14 protein-coding genes are annotated in these 16,609 nt (G+C 72.4%); 5 read left to right on the plus strand and 9 right to left on the minus strand.

Going from position 1 to position 16,609, the window contains the following annotated elements:
* Window positions 1–73: 73 nt before the first annotated feature.
* The 8 genes from C1I92_RS26885 to dxr form a co-directional block, all read right to left on the minus strand.
* A complete protein-coding gene (locus tag C1I92_RS26885) occupies window positions 74–991 on the minus strand; it encodes a DMT family transporter (RefSeq protein ID WP_199521634.1) in 918 nt (305 codons plus the stop codon).
* A gap of 167 nt (window positions 992–1,158) precedes the next feature.
* On the minus strand, window positions 1,159–1,968 hold the full coding sequence (locus C1I92_RS26895) for an AraC family transcriptional regulator (RefSeq protein WP_111257711.1): 810 nt from the start codon (window positions 1,966–1,968) through the stop codon (window positions 1,159–1,161).
* Between the two features lie 4 nt (window positions 1,969–1,972).
* Window positions 1,973–3,733 carry a proline--tRNA ligase gene (locus tag C1I92_RS26900; protein WP_111257712.1) on the minus strand — a complete coding sequence of 587 codons (1,761 nt, stop codon included), beginning with the start codon at window positions 3,731–3,733 and terminating at the stop codon, window positions 1,973–1,975.
* 61 nt (window positions 3,734–3,794) lie between these two features.
* The gene (locus C1I92_RS26905; RefSeq protein ID WP_111257713.1) at window positions 3,795–5,006 is read right to left on the minus strand and encodes a CapA family protein; all 1,212 of its coding nucleotides are present in this window, start codon (window positions 5,004–5,006) and stop codon (window positions 3,795–3,797) included.
* A gap of 21 nt (window positions 5,007–5,027) precedes the next feature.
* Window positions 5,028–5,870 carry a GNAT family N-acetyltransferase gene (locus C1I92_RS26910; protein WP_111257731.1) on the minus strand — a complete coding sequence of 281 codons (843 nt, stop codon included), beginning with the start codon at window positions 5,868–5,870 and terminating at the stop codon, window positions 5,028–5,030.
* A gap of 43 nt (window positions 5,871–5,913) precedes the next feature.
* A complete protein-coding gene (gene ispG, locus C1I92_RS26915) occupies window positions 5,914–7,065 on the minus strand; it encodes a flavodoxin-dependent (E)-4-hydroxy-3-methylbut-2-enyl-diphosphate synthase (RefSeq protein WP_111257714.1) in 1,152 nt (383 codons plus the stop codon).
* Between the two features lie 13 nt (window positions 7,066–7,078).
* Window positions 7,079–8,395: a M50 family metallopeptidase gene (locus C1I92_RS26920; RefSeq protein WP_111257715.1), complete on the minus strand. Its 1,317-nt coding sequence runs from the start codon at window positions 8,393–8,395 to the stop codon at window positions 7,079–7,081.
* Window positions 8,395–9,600, minus strand: a complete 1,206-nt coding sequence (gene dxr / locus C1I92_RS26925) for a 1-deoxy-D-xylulose-5-phosphate reductoisomerase (RefSeq protein WP_111257716.1) — start codon at window positions 9,598–9,600, stop codon at window positions 8,395–8,397. Before dxr ends, C1I92_RS26920 begins: the two co-directional genes overlap by 1 nt.
* Window positions 9,601–9,901: 301 nt before the next feature.
* On the opposite strand from dxr, the gene C1I92_RS26930 reads away from it, so the two are divergent.
* From C1I92_RS26930 to C1I92_RS26950, 5 genes are read left to right on the plus strand one after another with little or no spacing between them, the layout of a single operon-like run.
* The gene (locus C1I92_RS26930; RefSeq protein ID WP_111257717.1) at window positions 9,902–11,794 is read left to right on the plus strand and encodes an ABC transporter substrate-binding protein; all 1,893 of its coding nucleotides are present in this window, start codon (window positions 9,902–9,904) and stop codon (window positions 11,792–11,794) included.
* Between the two features lie 7 nt (window positions 11,795–11,801).
* Window positions 11,802–12,833 carry an ABC transporter permease gene (locus C1I92_RS26935; protein WP_111257718.1) on the plus strand — a complete coding sequence of 344 codons (1,032 nt, stop codon included), beginning with the start codon at window positions 11,802–11,804 and terminating at the stop codon, window positions 12,831–12,833.
* A complete protein-coding gene (locus C1I92_RS26940) occupies window positions 12,830–13,711 on the plus strand; it encodes an ABC transporter permease (protein WP_111257719.1) in 882 nt (293 codons plus the stop codon). Before C1I92_RS26935 ends, C1I92_RS26940 begins: the two co-directional genes overlap by 4 nt.
* The gene (locus tag C1I92_RS26945) at window positions 13,711–14,718 is read left to right on the plus strand and encodes an ABC transporter ATP-binding protein (protein WP_111257720.1); all 1,008 of its coding nucleotides are present in this window, start codon (window positions 13,711–13,713) and stop codon (window positions 14,716–14,718) included. Before C1I92_RS26940 ends, C1I92_RS26945 begins: the two co-directional genes overlap by 1 nt.
* A complete protein-coding gene (locus tag C1I92_RS26950; protein WP_111257721.1) occupies window positions 14,715–15,725 on the plus strand; it encodes an ABC transporter ATP-binding protein in 1,011 nt (336 codons plus the stop codon). Before C1I92_RS26945 ends, C1I92_RS26950 begins: the two co-directional genes overlap by 4 nt.
* Here C1I92_RS26950 and C1I92_RS26955 read toward each other — a convergent pair.
* On the minus strand, window positions 15,708–16,565 hold the full coding sequence (locus C1I92_RS26955; protein ID WP_111257722.1) for a sigma-70 family RNA polymerase sigma factor: 858 nt from the start codon (window positions 16,563–16,565) through the stop codon (window positions 15,708–15,710). The two genes, C1I92_RS26950 and C1I92_RS26955, sit on opposite strands and share 18 nt — an antisense overlap.
* Window positions 16,566–16,609: the final 44 nt, after the last annotated feature.

Here is a 16,609-nt window from a genome sequence, read left to right on the forward strand (position 1 = left end):
CTCCAAGCCCACCCCCGCCTCGTCCATGATCATCAACCTTTTGCGGCGTCATAGCACCCCAAAAGGTTGATGATCATGGGAATCGGCGCCGCCCCGTCGCCGTCATCACCACAGCGGACCCGATCAGAACGGCGCCGGCCAGACCGGCGAGCCCCAGCCGCTCGTCCAGGACGATCGCGCCGAGCACGGCCGCCGTCAGCGGCTCCAGCAGCGACATCAGCGCCGCCGACCCGGTCGCGACCGACCGCAGGCCGGTGAAGTACAGCCCGTACGCGAGCGCCGTCGGCGCCAGCCCCAGATAGAGCAGCAGCCCCAGCGTCGAGGCGTCGGGAGCGACGGCCATGTCGCCGGTCAGCACCGCGACCGGGAGCAACAGCAGGCCACCCGCGGCGAACGACAGGCCGGCCGTCGGCAGCGGGCCGAGGTCGTCGACGGGGCGGGCGCCGAGCATGGTGATGGCGGCGAAGCCCGACGCCGAGGCGAGGGCACAGGCCATCCCGGCCAGCACCGCCGCCGGGTCGCCCGTGGCCGGTGCGCCCACCAGCAGCGCCAGCCCGGCGATGGCCGTCGCGATGGCGAGCAGGATGCGCCGGTCCGGACGGCGCCGGCCGGCGACGCTCTCGGCGGCGACGACGAGGACGGGCGACGCGCCGAGGGTGACCAGCGTGGCGAGGCTGACGGAGGTGAGCTGGACGGCCGCGAAGTAGCAGCTCTGATACAGCGCGGCCAGCGCGCCGAGCGTCAGCAGCCGGCGGACGCTGCGGCCGGACGGGCGCAGCCGGTGCAGCCGGCCGCTGGCCAGCAGCCAGGCGACGACCAGCCCGCCGCCGACCAGCAGCCGGAACGAGGCCACGCCGAGCACGTCGATGCCGGTGCGGTCGATGAGCAGCGCCCCGGTGAGGCCGCCGGTGCCCCAGAGGACTCCGGCGCCCATGACGGACAACAGGTCGGTGCGCGCCGAGGATGGCGCGAGCGTACGAGTGTGTTCCACGGATGAGCTCCTGCGACTGGAAGAGGTAAAGGCGCGGGAGCGGGACACGCAGGAGTGCGCGAAGAAGCCGGCCACCCAGCACAGAAGGGGCGACCGGCGCGCTGAGAACGCGCCCCGCTAGAAAGCGGGGGGCGGGGTGATCGGGAACGTCCGATGCATGAGCGGGATCATACGGGAACCGCCGACATACCGCGCCGTTCCGCCACCAGCTGGGACGGCGTGCAGCCGGCCAGCGCGTGGAACTCGCGCACCAGGTGGCTGTGGTCGGCGTAGCCCGCGTCGGCAGCCACATCGCTGAGCGACGGCGACGGCGACGCGTCCAGTAGCCGCACCGCCCGGGCGAACCGCAGCACCCGCGCCGCCTCCTTCGGACCGAGGCCCACCGCCCGGCGGAACCGACCGGCCAGGTGCCGCCGGCTCCAGCCGACCTCGCGGGCCAGGCCGTCGATCCGCAGCCGTCCGCCGGACCGCCGCAGCCGGTCCCAGACCCAGCCGACCTCAGGGTCCACCACCCGCGCGGCCGCCAGCCGACGCAGCAGGAACGCGTCGGCCAGCGCGAACCGGGCGGCCCAGTCCGGCGCTTCGACCAGGCGCGACGCCAGCTCGTCGGCCGCCGACGAGCCCACCACGTCGGCCAGTCGCAGCGACCCGTCGCGCAGGTCGTCGCCGGCCAGGTCGAGCAGCCGGTGCGCGCCCAGCGGCGTCAGGTCCACCTGCAGGCCGGCCTGCGCGCCGACGAACTCGGTGACGGCGGCGCTGTCGTGGAACCCGGCGACGAACGACGTCAGCTCACCGGCGATCCCCGCTGAGCGCACCGACAGCGTCGCGCCGAAGCTGACGATGACCGGCACCCGCGGGCCGGGCAGCTCACGCCGTCGCACCGGGACCGCCGAGTGCTCGACGTACCCGCAGTACCCGGCGACGTCCCCGGCCAGCGCCGGATGCGCGGCGCCGGTCGGGTACTGGCCGAGGCTCATGCCCCTATTCTGCGACGATCTCCCGCAGCCGGTCGACGGCGGCGCCGACGGCGACCTCCTCGCGCTCGCCGGTGGCCCGGTCCTTCACCTCGACGACGCCGTCGGCCAGGCCGCGGCCCACCACGACGATCGTCGGCACGCCGATCAGCTCGGAGTCCTTGAACTTCACCCCGGGGCTGACGCCGCGGCGGTCGTCGAACAGCACCCGCACCCCGGCCGCGTCCAGCTCGTCCGCCAGCGAGGACGCCGCCTCGAAGACCGCGTCGTCCTTCCCGGTGGCGACGATGTGCACGTCGGCCGGCGCGACCTCGCGCGGCCAGACGATGCCGGCGTCGTCGTGAGAGTTCTCGACGATGGCGGCGACGGCGCGCGACACGCCGACCCCGTAGGAGCCCATCGTGACGGTGACCAGCTTGCCGTTCTCGTCCAGCACCTGCAGGCCGAGTGCCTCGGAGTACTTGCGGCCGAGCTGGAAGATGTGCCCCATCTCGATGCCGCGGGCGGTCTCCAGCGGGCCGGAGCCGTCGGGCGCGGGGTCGCCGGCGCGCACCTCGGCGGCCTCGATGGTGCCGTCGGCGGTGAAGTCGCGCCCGGCGACGAGGTCGATGACGTGCTGGCCGGGCGTGTTCGCGCCGGTGACCCAGCGGGTGCCCTCGACGACGCGCGGATCGACGAGGTAGCGGATGCCGGACGCGTTCTTCTCCCCCAGCACGCCCGGCCCGATGTAGCCGCGGACGAGCGCCGGGTGCGCGGCGAAGTCGGCCTCGGTGAACGGCTCCAGCTCGGCCGGCTCGACCTGCGCCTGCAGCCGCTTCTCGTCCACCTCGCGGTCGCCGGGGACGCCGACGGCCAGCGGCTCCCGGGTGCCGTCCGGGTGATGCAGGATGACCAGCACGTTCTTCAGCGTGTCCGACGCGTGCCAGGGCCGGTCCGCGCGCGGGAACCGCTCGTTCAGGTGCGCGACGAGCGTCTCGATGGTCGGCGTGTCCGGGGTGTCCTCGGCGTGCGCCGCGGGCTCGTCGTCGTAGGGCAGCGGCGGCGGGACGGGGGTCGTCACGGCCTCGACGTTGGCCGCGTAGCCGCCGGGCGAGCGGACGTAGGTGTCCTCGCCGTTCTCGGCCGTGGCCAGGAACTCCTCGCTGGCCGAGCCGCCCATCGCGCCCGACGTCGCCTTGACGATGACGTAGTCGAGGCCGAGCCGGTCGAAGATCTTGATGTAGGCGGCGCGGTGCGCCAGGTAGGACGTCATGAACGCCTCGTCGGAGACGTCGAACGTGTAGGAGTCCTTCATGACGAACTCGCGGCCGCGCAGGATGCCGGCGCGCGGCCGGGCCTCGTCGCGGTACTTGGTCTGGATCTGGTACAGCGCCAGCGGGAGGTCCTTGTACGACGAGTACAGGTCCTTCACCAGCAGCGTGAACATCTCCTCGTGGGTCGGCCCGAGCAGGTAGTCGCCGCCCTTGCGGTCCTTGAGCCGGAAGAGGTTGTCGCCGTACTCCTCCCAGCGGTTCGTCGCCTCGTAGGGCTCGCGCGGCAGCAGCGCCGGGAAGTGCACCTCCTGCGCGCCGATCGCGTTCATCTCCTCGCGCACGATCGCCTCGACGTTGCGCAGCACCGTGTAGCCCAGCGGCAGCCACGAGTAGATGCCCGGCGCGGCGCGGCGCACGTACCCGGCGCGGACCAGCAGTTTGTGGCTCGGCACCTCCGCGTCGACCGGATCCTCGCGCAGGGTTCGCAGGAACAACGTCGACATGCGCAGGATCACGGGGTTCTCCAGGGGCGTCGGGCCACGAAAGGACGAGGATAACCGGCCGCTCAGCGGGCGGTCACGGGGATTCCAGCATGGTCAGCCCGGCGGCGGCGCCACCGCGGCTCTGCACGACCTGCGTGGTGCGCTCCAGCGCCTCCTGCAGCCGCGCCGCCGTCGCCGTCCCGGTGTCGCCGCTGGCCAGCGCGGCGGGGACGTCGAGCACCTCGACCGGCGGCTGGTAGGTCTGGTACAGCGGCAGGAACTCGGCGTCCGTGACGGCGAACGTTCCCGCGCCGCCGGCGGACTCGGTGAAGGTGAACCGGGTGAGCAGGCCCTCCGCCTTCGGCCCCTCCGGCTCGGCGTGGTTGGCCATCAGGTTGCCCATCCCGTACACGACCCACTCGCCGCCGATGTTCTCGATCGGCTGGACGACGTGCGCGTGGTGGCCGAGCAGCAGGTCGATGTCCGGCGACGCGATCAGCTGCGGCGCCAGCTCGGACTGCAGCGCGTTCGGCTCGTGCACGTACTCGTCGCCCCAGTGCAGCGCGGCGACGACGACCTCGGCGCCCTCGGCGCGGGCGGTGGCGGCGTCGGCCAGGATCCGGTCCGGGTCGATCTCGTTGCCCCGCCAGGTCTCACCGTCCGGCGCCGGGATGCCGTTGAAACCGAACGTGTACGAGAGCAGCGCGACGTCCACGGGGCCGCCCGCGCTCTCGACCTGGACGTGCGTGATGACCTGCGACTCCGCGGGCGTCCGCGCCGAGCCCGCGTGCGCCAGGCCGGCGGCGTCGAGCGCCTCCAGCGTCCGGTCGACGCCCTTGGCGCCCTGGTCGTAGGTGTGGTTGGACGCGGTGGTGCAGGCGTCGTAGCCGGTCTCGGCCAGCGCGGTGGCGACCTGCGGCGGGCCGGAGAACGTCGGGTAGCCCTCGTACGGGCCACCGGTCGGCGCCAGCGGCGTCTCCAGGTGACAGACGGCCAGGCCGGCGCCCTGCACGACCGGCGCGATGTTCGCCAGCTGCGGTGCGAAGTCCATCTCCTCGCCCGGCCCGGCGTCGTTGCGGGCCTGTGTCCACAGCCGCTCGTGCAGCAGCACGTCGCCGGTCGCGACCAGCGTGAACGTCCGCGGCTCCGGCGTCGGCGTGGGTGTCGGCTCCGGCGACGGGGCCGTCGTCGGCGTGGACGGGGTGCTGGGCGGGGCCGCGCCGGGCTCGTCGTCGCCACCGCACCCGGCGACGGCGAGCAGGCCGGCAACGGCGGCAGCGGCGAGGGCGGTCAGGCGGCGGCTCATCGCGGTCAAGTGTGCCCGCGGTCAGAACATCACGGTGGCGAAACGGCCGACCTCGGTGAAACCGACCCGGCGATAGGCGCCGCGGGCGGCGACGTTGAAGTCGTTGACGTAGAGCGTGACGGCCGGGGCGATCTCGCGCAGCGCGTGCTCGACGACCGCGGCCATGCCGCCGACGGACAGCCGCTCGCCGCGTCGCTCCGGCCGCACCCACACGCCCTGCACCTGGCAGGCGTGCGGCGTGACGGCGCCGATCTCGGCCTTGAAGACGATCTCGCCGTCCTCGAACCGGGCGAACGCGCGACCGGCCCGGACCAGCTCGGTGAGCCGCGCCTTGTAGTACGCGCCGCCGTCGGTGGCGGTCGGCGAGACGCCGACCTCCTCGGTGAACATCGCGATCGCGGCCGGCAGCAGCACGTCGATCTCGTCCGGCCGGACCCGGCGGACCAGCGGATCGGGCGCGACGGCGGGCGCGCTCGCCAGCGCCATCACCGGCTGGCAGGCGCGCACCTCGCGGGCCGGCCCCCACTCCGGGCGCAGCAGGTCCCACATCGACAGCACCGCGTCGGCCGGCCCGACGATGGACGAGCAGCGGCGGCCGCGGCGGACGGCCAGGTCGGCGAACGTGCGCGCGGCCCGGGCGGTCGCGGCGACCGGCACCAGGTTCGCGCCGGAGTAGCACAGCGACCGCAGCCGGTTCTCCTCGTAGTAGCCCCACAGCTCACCGGCCAGGCGGGTCGGGGCCAGCCCGGACGCGTGCACGCGGGCGCCGACGAACACGTCGAGGCAGGGGTCGCGGTCCAGCAGCGCGACGGTGTCGTCCAGGTCCGCCTGGCTCAGCGGCCGCACCGCCGTCGACGTACCGATCACGTCGCCCCTCCTCCCCCGAAGCTCCCCCGAGACGCCGCGGTCAGGCGACGGTGACCACCGGCCCGCCGTCGCCACCGGCGTCCTCCATGGTCTCGGCGATCCGCATGGCCTCCTCGATCAGCGTCTCGACGATCTCGGACTCGGGCACCGTCTTCACCACCTCGCCCTTGACGAAGATCTGCCCCTTGCCGTTGCCGGATGCTACGCCCAGATCGGCCTCCCGCGCCTCACCGGGACCGTTCACCACGCAGCCCATGACGGCGACCCGCAGCGGCACCTCCATGCCCTCCAGGCCGGCGGTGACGCGGTCGGCGAGCGTGTAGACGTCGACCTGGGCGCGGCCGCAGGACGGGCAGGACACGATCTCCAGCTTGCGCGGGCGCAGGTTCAGCGACTGCAGGATCTGGTTGCCGACCTTCACCTCCTCGACCGGCGGCGCGGACAGCGAGACCCGGATCGTGTCGCCGATGCCCTTGCTGAGCAGCGCGCCGAACGCCGTCGCGGACTTGATGGTGCCCTGGAACGCCGGGCCGGCCTCCGTCACGCCGAGGTGCAGCGGCCAGTCGCCGCGCTCGGCCAGCAGCTCGTAGGCGCGGACCATCACGACCGGGTCGTTGTGCTTGACCGAGATCTTGAAGTCGTGGAAGTCGTGCTCCTCGAACAGCGACGCCTCCCAGACCGCGGACTCGACCAGCGCCTCCGGGGTCGCCTTGCCGTGCTTCTCCAGCAGCCGCGGGTCCAGCGACCCGGCGTTGACGCCGATGCGCAGCGAGATGCCGGCGTCCTTGGCCGCCTTGGCGATCTCGCCGACCTTGTCGTCGAACTTCTTGATGTTGCCGGGGTTGACGCGGACCGCGGCGCAGCCGGCGTCGATGGCGGCGAAGACGTACTTCGGCTGGAAGTGGATGTCGGCGATGACCGGGATCTGCGACTTCCTCGCGATCGCGGGCAGCGCCTCGGCGTCGTCGGCGCTCGGGACGGCGACCCGGACGATGTCGCAGCCGGCCGCCGTCAGCTCGGCGATCTGCTGCAGGGTGGCGTTGACGTCGACCGTCGGGGTCGTCGTCATCGACTGGACGCTGATGGGCGCGTCGCCGCCGACCTCGACCTTCCCGACGCGGATCGTGCGCGACTTCCGCCGCGGCGCGAGCACCGGCGGCGGCAGTTGCGGCATCCCGAGGGCGACGTTCATGTGGTTCTCTCTCCTAGCCCAATAGCCGGACGGGGTTGACGAGGTCGGCGTAGATCAGCAGCGCGCTCATCCCGATCAGCACGACGGCGACGCCGTAGGCCAGCGGCAGCGCCTTGGCGACGTCGACCGGCTGCGGCTCGGGCCGGCGGAACACCTTCGCGAAGGCGCGCTTGATCGCCTCCCAGATCGCGCCGGCGGCGTGCCCGCCGTCCAGCGGCAGCAGCGGCACGAGGTTGAAGATCGCGATGGCCATGTTGAACGAGGCCAGCATCATGATGAACGTGGCCACCCGCTGGCCGGTGGTGAGCCCGTCGGCGGACGCGATCTCGCCGCCGATGCGCCCAGCGCCGACGATGCTGACCGGCGTCTCCGGGTTGCGCTCGGCGCCGCCGAACGCCGCGTCCCACACGTCGACCATCCGCTGCGGGATCCGCGACATCGCCTCGGCGGTGTTGCTGATGAAGCCGCCGGTCCAGGCCAGCGTGCCGCCGATGTCCTCCTGCTCGAAGTGGTCCAGCGTCGGCGCGATGCCGAGGAAGCTGGTCTCGATGGTGGCGCCCTCGGGGCCGTCCGGGTCGGGCCGCTCGGCCAGCCGGAGCACGGGCGTGACGTTCATGGGCTCGCCGTCGCGCTCGATGACCATCGGCATCGGGCCGGGGCCGGCCGCCTGGATGGCGTCAGAGACCTGCGTCCAGCTGGTCATCGTCGTGCCCTCGATCTCGAGGACGCGGTCGCCGGGCAGCAGGCCGGCCGCGGCGGCGGGCGCCGCGGGGTCGGTGTCGGTGCACTCGGTGCGGTTCTCCGACGCCGGGATGACGCACTCGTTCACGACGCTGACGACCGGCGCGAACACCGGCTTGTCGGGGTTGCCGAACGTCATCAGCACGCCGCCGGCCAGGACGATCGCCAGCACGATGTTCATCGCCGGCCCGCCGAGCATGATGATGAGCTTCTTCCACCACGCCTTGCGGTAGAAGACGCGGTCCTCGTCGCCGGGGCCGATCTCCTCGCGCGAGGCGGTGCGGGCGTCGCGGGCCATCGTCTGGAACAGGCCCGTGCTGGACTGGCGCAGCGTGCTGCCGTCGCCGCCGGGCTCGGGCGGGAACATGCCGATCATGCGGACGAAGCCGCCCAGCGGGATCGCCTTGACGCCGTACTCGGTCTCGCCGCGCCTGCGCGACCAGACGGTCCGGCCGAAGCCGATCATGTACTGGCTGACCTTGACGCCGAACAGCTTCGCCGGCACCAGGTGGCCGATCTCGTGCAGCGCGATCGAGACGATCAGCCCGGCCGCGAACAGCAGGATGCCGACGACGGCCAGCAGGTCCATCAGCGTTCCTCTTCCGATCCGGCGAGCTCGCGCGCCCGGGCCCTGGCCCAGTGCTCCACGGCCGCCACGTCGTCGACGCTCCGTGCGTCACCACCACCGTACTCGTCAAGGATACGGGCGATGGCGTCCACGATGCCCACGAACGGGAGCCGGCCGGCGACGAACGCCGCCAGGCACTCCTCGTTCGCGGCGTTGTAGACGGCCGGGGCCAGGCCGCCCCTCAGGCCGGCCGCCCTGGCCAGCTCGACGGCAGGGAACGCCTCGTTGTCCAGGGGCTCGAACTCCCAGGTCGACGCCTTCGTCCAGTCGCAGGGCGGCGCGGCGTCGGGGACGCGGTCCGGCCAGCCCAGCGCCACCGCGATCGGGATGCGCATGTCCGGCGGGCTGGCCTGCGCGATCGTTGACCCGTCGACGAACTCGACCATCGAGTGGACGATCGACTGCGGGTGCACGACCACCTCGATGGCCTCGAAGGCGACGTCGAACAGCAGGTGCGCCTCGATCAGCTCCAGGCCCTTGTTGACCAGGTTGGCCGAGTTGATGGTGACGACCGGGCCCATGTTCCACGTCGGGTGCGCGAGCGCCTGCTCCGGTGTGACGTCTTCCTGTTCCTCCCGGGACCGGCCGCGGAACGGGCCGCCGCTCGCCGTCAGGACCAGTTTGCGGACCTCCTGCTCGCTGCCGGACCGCAGGCACTGGGCCAGCGCGCTGTGCTCGCTGTCGACGGGTACGATCTGGTCCTTCTTCGCCCGGGCCTTGACCAGCGGCCCGCCGGCGATGAGCGACTCCTTGTTCGCCAGCGCCAGCGTCCGGCCGCTGTCGAGCGCGGCCAGCGTCGGGCCCAGCCCGATCGACCCGGTGATCGCGTTCAGCACGACGTCGGCCGGCTGGGTGGCGGCCAGCTCGGCGGCCGCGTCCGGGCCGGCCAGCACCTTGGGCACCCGGTACTGCCCGGACTCGTAGCCGCGCTTGCTCGCCTCGGCGTAGAACGCCAGCAACAGGTCCTCGGCCGCGCCCGCCTTCGCGACGGCGACGGAGTCGACGCCCAGCTCCAGCGCCTGCGCCGCGAGCTGCCCCGGGTCGGACCCGCCGGCCGCCAGCCCGGTGATCCGCAACCGGTCCGGGTTACGTCGAGCCACGTCGATGGCCTGGGTGCCCACCGACCCGGTCGAGCCGAGGATGACGACGTCGCGGACGCTTGGCATGCGCCCATTCTCCCCCGCGAACCTGAGAGCACGGTGACCGCGTCCGCGGCCCGTCCCCAGGATGGGCGCCACAGGCCGGACGTCACCGTTTCCAGTCGTTTCCGCGCGACGCCGTTGAATGTCCTGGATGTTACGGGCGATACCGGAAGATCTGCCGATCGGTCTCGATCCCGCAAAGGCCGCTGGAGGTTCGCCGGCACGACAGGTCCAGACCATTGACGGTAGGTCTAGTCCAGTGGTAGACCAACCGGCCAACAGATCCCTGGCGCGGCCTGCGCGCGTGTCGAATGCGAGGTACCCCATGGCGACATCCGTTCCCCGCGCCCGAGCGCACCGGACGCCGCGCTCACGCCGTTCCCTGACGGCCCGGTTCGCCGCCGGCGTGGCAGCCGCCGCGCTGGGCGTGTCCGGCCTGGCCGCAGCGGGGCTGCCCGCGAACGCGAGCACCGACGACGCGGAGCCCACGTCGCTGACGATCGCCGTGTCGCAGGAGGTCGACTCGCTGAGCCCGTTCATCGCGGTGCGGCTGCTCACGACCAACATCGGCCGCTGGATGTACGACTTCCTCACCAACTATGACCCGAAGACCGGTGAGACGATCCCGGCACTGGCGGAGTCCTGGGACACGTCCGACGACGGGCTCACCTGGACCTACCACATCCGCGAGGACGCGACCTGGACCGACGGCGAGCCGGTCACCGCCGAGGACGTCGCCTGGACGTTCAACACGATGATGACCGACCCGGCCGCCGCCGAGGCGAACGGCAACTTCGTCGAGAACTTCGCCTCCGTGACCGCCACCGACGAGCACACCGTCGAGATCGTCCTCAACGAGCCGCAGGTCACCATGCTGGCGCTGGACGTGCCGATCCTGCCGGAGCACATCTGGTCGCAGGTCGACGACTTCGGCACGTTCAACAACGACACCGACTTCCCGATCGTCGGCAGCGGGCCGTTCATCCTCACCGACTACCAGCCGAACGTGGCGATCACGCTGGAGGCCAACCCGGACTACTGGCGCGGCGAGCCCAAGTTCGACCAGCTGATCCTGCGCTACATCGACGACTCGGACGCGCAGGTGGAGGCGTTGCGCACCGGCGAGGTCGATTTCGTCTTCGGCCTGACGCCGGCGCAGTACCAGGCGCTGCAGAACGAGGAGAACATCACCGTCAGCGCCGCGCAGGGCAAGCGGTTCCAGGCGATCACGCTGAACCCCGGCGCCAGGCTGCAGGACGGCACCCCGTTCGGCGACGGCCACCCGGCGCTGCAGGACCCCGTCGTCCGCGAGGCGCTGGTGCGCACCATCGACCGCGACGCCATCTACGAGGTCGCGTACGGCGGCCTCGGCGAGGCCAACGGCGGCTACATCCCGTCGCGCTACGACACCTTCCACTGGGAGCCGTCCGGCGACGAGGAGATCGGGTTCGACATCGACGAGGCGAACCGGCTGCTCGACGAGGCCGGGTACGCGCCGGGCGGCGACGGCATCCGCGTCGGCCCGGACGGACGGGCGCTGTCGTTCCGGTTCAACGTGCACGGCGACAACCCGCAGTACGTCCAGGCCGCCGAGATGATGGCCGAGTGGGCCCGCGAGGCCGGCATGGAGCTGCGCGTCGAGCCGGTGTCCGAGGTCGGCTCGCTGCTCGACGAGGGCACCTACGACATCCTCACGACCGGCTGGAACGTCAACCCGGACCCGACCTACATCCTGTCGATCAACCTGTGCAGCGGGCTCCCGACGGAGCTCGGCGGGCCGTATCTCTCCGACGCGTACTACTGCAACGACGCCTACGACCAGCTCTACGCCGAGCAGCTGTCCGAGCTCGACCCCGACGCCCGGGCGGAGATCGTCAAGGAGATGCAGCAAACGCTCTACGAGGACAACATCTTCGTGGTCTGGGGCTATGCCGACCAGTTGGAGGCCTACCGCAGCGACGTCATCGCCTCGATGACCCCGCAGCCGGACCCGGGCGGCAACTACTACGGCCAGGACGGCTACTGGAGCTGGTGGTCCGCGGTTCCCGTCGGCGAGGAGGACGATGCGGCGGCCGGCTCGGGCGACGACGGCAGCAGCGATGACGGCGGCTCGAACACCGGCCTGATCGTCGGCATCGTCGCCGCTGCCGTGGTGGTCCTCGGGCTGGCCGTCCTGCTGCTGCGGCGTCGCGGCGCCACCGCCGACGACCGCGAGTAGGAGTCAGATGGCTGATTCGGCACTGCCGACCGCGCCGGTCCCGCAGCTCGCGCAGAGCGTGCGGGACCGGTCCGGCGTCCGCAGGCTCCGGTACTACGGGGAGAAGCTGGGCGGTTCGCTGGTCTCGCTGTTCGCCGTCATCCTGACCAGCTTCTTCCTGTTCCGCATCATCCCGGGCGACCCGGTGCGGACGATGACGCACGGCCGCCCGGTCAGCATCGAGCAGCAGGAGCAGCTGCGCCGCGACTTCGGCCTGGACAAGTCACTGGCCGAGCAGTTCTGGACCTACCTGACGGGCGTACTGCGGTTCGACCTCGGTGAGTCGTTCCAGTACAACCGGCCGGTCACCGACCTCATCGGCGACCGGATCTGGCCGACGGTGCTGCTGGTCGGCACCAGCGTGATCGTGTCCGCGGCGCTCGGCCTGTGGCTCGGCGTGCGCGGCGCCTGGAACCACGGCAGCCTCGGCGACCGTGTCAACACCGGCGTCGCGCTGACATTGTGGTCGGTGCCGAGCTTCTGGCTGGGCCTGATCCTCATCGTGATCTTCGCCTCCGGCCTCGGCTGGTTCCCGACCAGCGGCATGGAGAGCACCGGCGTCGAGGGCTGGGAACGCATCCCCGACGTCGCACACCACATGGTGCTGCCGCTGGTCACGCTGGTCGCCGTCGTGTACGCGCAGTACCTGATGATCATGCGCTCGTCGCTGCTGGACGAGATGGGCAGCGACTACATCGTGACCGCGCGGGCGAAGGGGCTGCGCGACGTGATCGTGCGGCGCCGGCACGCCGTGCCGAACGCGCTGCTGCCCACCGTCACGCTCATCTTCGTCAATCTCGGCTTCGTCGTGTTCGGGGCGGTGCTGGTCGAAACGATCTTCTCCTGGCCGGGCCTGGGCCAGCTGTTCTACTCCGGCCTCAGCGTGCCGGACCTGCCGCTCGTGCAGGGGCTGTTCATCCTGTTCTCCGCGGCGGTGATCCTCATGAACCTGGTGGCCGACCTGCTCTACCCCGTCCTCGACCCGCGGGTACGGCCGTGAACGGGCTGGTGTGGGCGCGACGCCGGCGGACCGCGGCACGGTTCTGGTCGCAGTACCGGCAGAACCGGGCCGGCGTGTTCGGGCTGGTCGTGCTGGCACTGTTCGTGCTGACGGCGCTGCTGGCGCCGGTGCTGACGGCGGACAACGCGCTCAGCGTCACCCGGCCGCCGGGGTCGCCGCTGCAGGGCCCGAGCGCGGACTTCCTCCTCGGCACCGACCGGTCCGGCCGCTCGATGATCGACCTGATCATCTGGGGGTCGCGGGTCTCGCTGACGGTCGGGTTCTGGGCGACGTTCATCTCGATCGCGTTCGGCACGCTGTTCGGGATCCTGGCCGGGCACTTCGGCGGCTGGGGGTCGAGCCTGCTGATGCGGGTGACCGACTGGTTCCTCGTCATGCCCTCGCTGGTGCTGGGCGTCGCGCTGGCCGCGGTCCTGGGCCGCAGCCTGACGACGATCATCGTCGCGATCGGCGTGACGTCCTGGCCGACGACGGCCCGCCTGGTGCGCGCGCAGACGCTCGCCGTCGAGGCGCGGCCGTACATCGAGCGGGCCCGTGCGCTGGGCGGCGGCCACCTGCACGTCATGTCCAACCACGTGCTGCCCAACGTCATGCCGATCGTGCTGGCGCAGACGACGCTGATGGTCGGGTCGGCGATCCTGACGGAGTCGACGTTCGCCTTCCTGGGCCTCGGCGACCCGACGACGGCGTCCTGGGGTGCGACGATTCAGGCGGCCCGCGACGTCGGCGCCGTCAGCTCCCGGATGTGGTGGTACATCCTGCCGCCCGGCATCGCGATCGTGCTGGTCGTGCTCGCGTTCACGCTGGTCGGCCGGGCCATCGAGGGTGTGCTGAACCCCAAGCTGAGGGAGCGCTGATGGCCCTGCTCGAGGTGTCGGACCTCACCGTCACCTACCGCACCGCCGGTGGCGACGTTCCGGCCGTCCGCGGCGTGTCCTTCGCGCTCGACGCGGGCCAGAAGCTCGGCCTGGCCGGAGAGTCCGGCTGCGGCAAGTCGACGATGGCGCTGGCGCTGCTGCGGTTGCTGCCGAAGACCGCCCGCCTCACCGGTGAAATACGGTTCGACGGTGAGGACCTGCTGACCATGTCATGGGGCCGGCTGCGCGCGGTCCGCTGGGCCGGCGCGTCGATCGTCTTCCAGGGCGCCATGCACTCGCTCAATGCCGTCCAGCGGATCGGCGCCCAGATCGCCGAGCCGATCCGGCTGCACAGCCGCGCCGGCGAGGCCGCGGCGCGAAAGCGCGCCGGTGAACTGCTGGAGCACGTGGGGCTGCCGGCCCGGCGCGCCGACGCCTACCCGCACGAGCTGTCCGGCGGGCAGCGGCAGCGGGTGATGATCGCGATGGCGCTGGCCTGCGACCCGAAGCTGATCGTCGCCGACGAGCCGACGACCGCGCTGGACGTGATGATCCAGGCACAGATCCTCACGCTGATCGAGTCGCTGGTCGCCGAGCAGGGCATCAGCCTGCTGATGATCAGCCACGACCTGTCCGTGCTCGCCGACACCTGCGACCGGCTGGCCGTCATGTACGCCGGCCGGATCGTCGAGGAGGGCCCGGCCGCCGCCGTGTTCGGCGCCGCCCGGCACCCGTACGGCCAGGCGCTGGCCGCGGCGTTCCCGCGGATCGGCGACCCGGCGTCGCGGCGACGGCCGCAAGGGCTGGCCGGCGACCCGCCCGACCCGGCCGAACTGCCGCCGGGCTGCGCGTTCCACCCGCGCTGCGCCGTGCGCCTGGACCACTGCGACGCCGTCGACCCGTCGCTCTGGCCGGCCGGGTCCGGCGAGGGCGCCCGCGCCGCCTGCGTGCGCGTCCTCCCCGACGACGGTCTCAGCCTCGTTCCGGCGGCGAAGGAGTCCGCGTGAGCGAGTCGATTCAGAGCGCACCGATCCTGTCCGCCGAGGACGTCCACGTCGAGTTCGAGGCCCGGCGCGGCGGCGGCCGGGCGCGCGCCGTCGACGGCGTCAACCTCGACATCGCGCCGGGCGAGATCGTCGCGCTGGTCGGCGAGTCCGGCTGCGGGAAGACGACGCTGGCGCGCACGCTGCTGGGGCTGGAGCGGCCGACGTCGGGCCGGGTGCTGCACCGCGGCGCTCCCCTGGCGTACACGTCGAAGGCGCTGAAGCGTTTCCGCCGCGACGTGCAGCTCGTCCTGCAGGACCCGAGCGGGTCGCTCAACCCGCGGCACACCGTCTACGACGCGGTCGCCGAAGGGCTGCGCATCCACGGCGACGTCCCGGACGAGCGGGAACGCGTCGCCGACGCGCTGTCGCGCGCCGGGCTGCGGCCGCCGGAGCGGTTCTTCCTGCGCTTCCCGCACGAGCTGTCGGGCGGGCAGCGCCAGCGCGTCGTCATCGCCGGCGCGCTGGTGCTGGAGCCGAACGTCATCGTCGCCGACGAGCCGGTCGCGTCGCTGGACGCGTCGGTCCGGGGCGAGATCCTGGCGCTGCTGCTGCGGCTGCGCGACGACCTCGGGCTGGCCGCGCTCGTCGTCACGCACGACCTCGGGCTGGCGTGGAACATCGCCGACCGGGTCGCGGTCATGTACCTGGGCCGGATCGTCGAGACCGGGCCGGTGGAGAAGATCCTCACCGCGCCGGAGCACCCGTACACGCAGGCGCTGCTGTCGGTCCTGCCGGAGGCGCCCGGATCCCCCGTCGTGCTGCAGGGCGAGCCGCCCGACCCGACCCGGATCCCGTCCGGCTGCCGGTTCCACCTGCGCTGCCCCGTGCTCGCGTCGAGCGCCGCGGCTGCCGCCGGTGTCGACGACGCCTGCCGTGGCACGGATCCGGGCGTCCTCGCCGGCGGGACCGCCACCCAGGTGGCCTGCCACTACGCCGTCAGCCTCGCGCCGTCAGAGCAGTCGCCGTAGCCGGTCCTGGTCGCCGAGGATGTCGATCTCGACGATCCGGTCCCGCCGGACGGTGAACGCCAGCACGGCGAACGGGCGCCCGCCCGGCGCGACGAGCAGGCCCGGCGCGCCGTTCACCAGCACGCGCCGGGGGTACGGGTCGAGCCGGCCGAAGCTGGCCGCCTGCTCGGCCACGGTGCGCGCCCCGCGCACCGTCCGGGACGCGGGACCGCCGAAGTCCGCCCGCACGACGACGTCGGGGTCGAGCACGGCGAGCAGTGCCTCGAAGTCGCCCGTGCGCGACGCGGCGAGGAACGCGTCCACGATCGCCCGCTGCTTCGCCGGGTCGGCGCCGGGCTCCGGCTCGACGCCCCGCACCCGCCGCCGGGCCCGGCTGGCCAGCTGCCGGGCGGCGACCGGCGAGCGGCCGACGATCGGGGCGATGTCCTCGAACGGCACGCCGAACAGGTCGTGCAGGACGAACGCCAGCCGCTCGGCCGGCGCCAGCGTCTCCAGCACCACCTGTAGCGCGACGCCGACGGAGTCGCTCAGCAACGCCTCGTCCTCGGGGTCGACCCGGCTGTCGCGGCTCACGATCACGTCCGGCAGCTGGGTGTCCAGCGGCTCCTCGCGGCGGGTCAGCCGGGACTGCAGCATGTTCAGGCTCACCCGCGAGACCACGGTGGTGAGCCAGCCGCCGAGGTTCTCGACGTCGTCGGCGCCGGCCCGGCTGACCCGGACCCAGGCCTCCTGGACGGCGTCGTCGGCGTCACCGAGCGAGCCGAGCAGCCGGTACGCCACGGCGCGCAGCCGCGGCCGGTGATCCTCGAACCGTCCGGCCAGCCAGTCGTCATCGTTCATCGGTCACGTTCCCTCGTCGCGTCCTGTCAACACAGTGACCGGTG

Origin of the sequence: Jiangella anatolica (genome assembly GCF_003236295.1) — a bacterium.
GTDB lineage: Bacteria > Actinomycetota > Actinomycetes > Jiangellales > Jiangellaceae > Jiangella > Jiangella anatolica.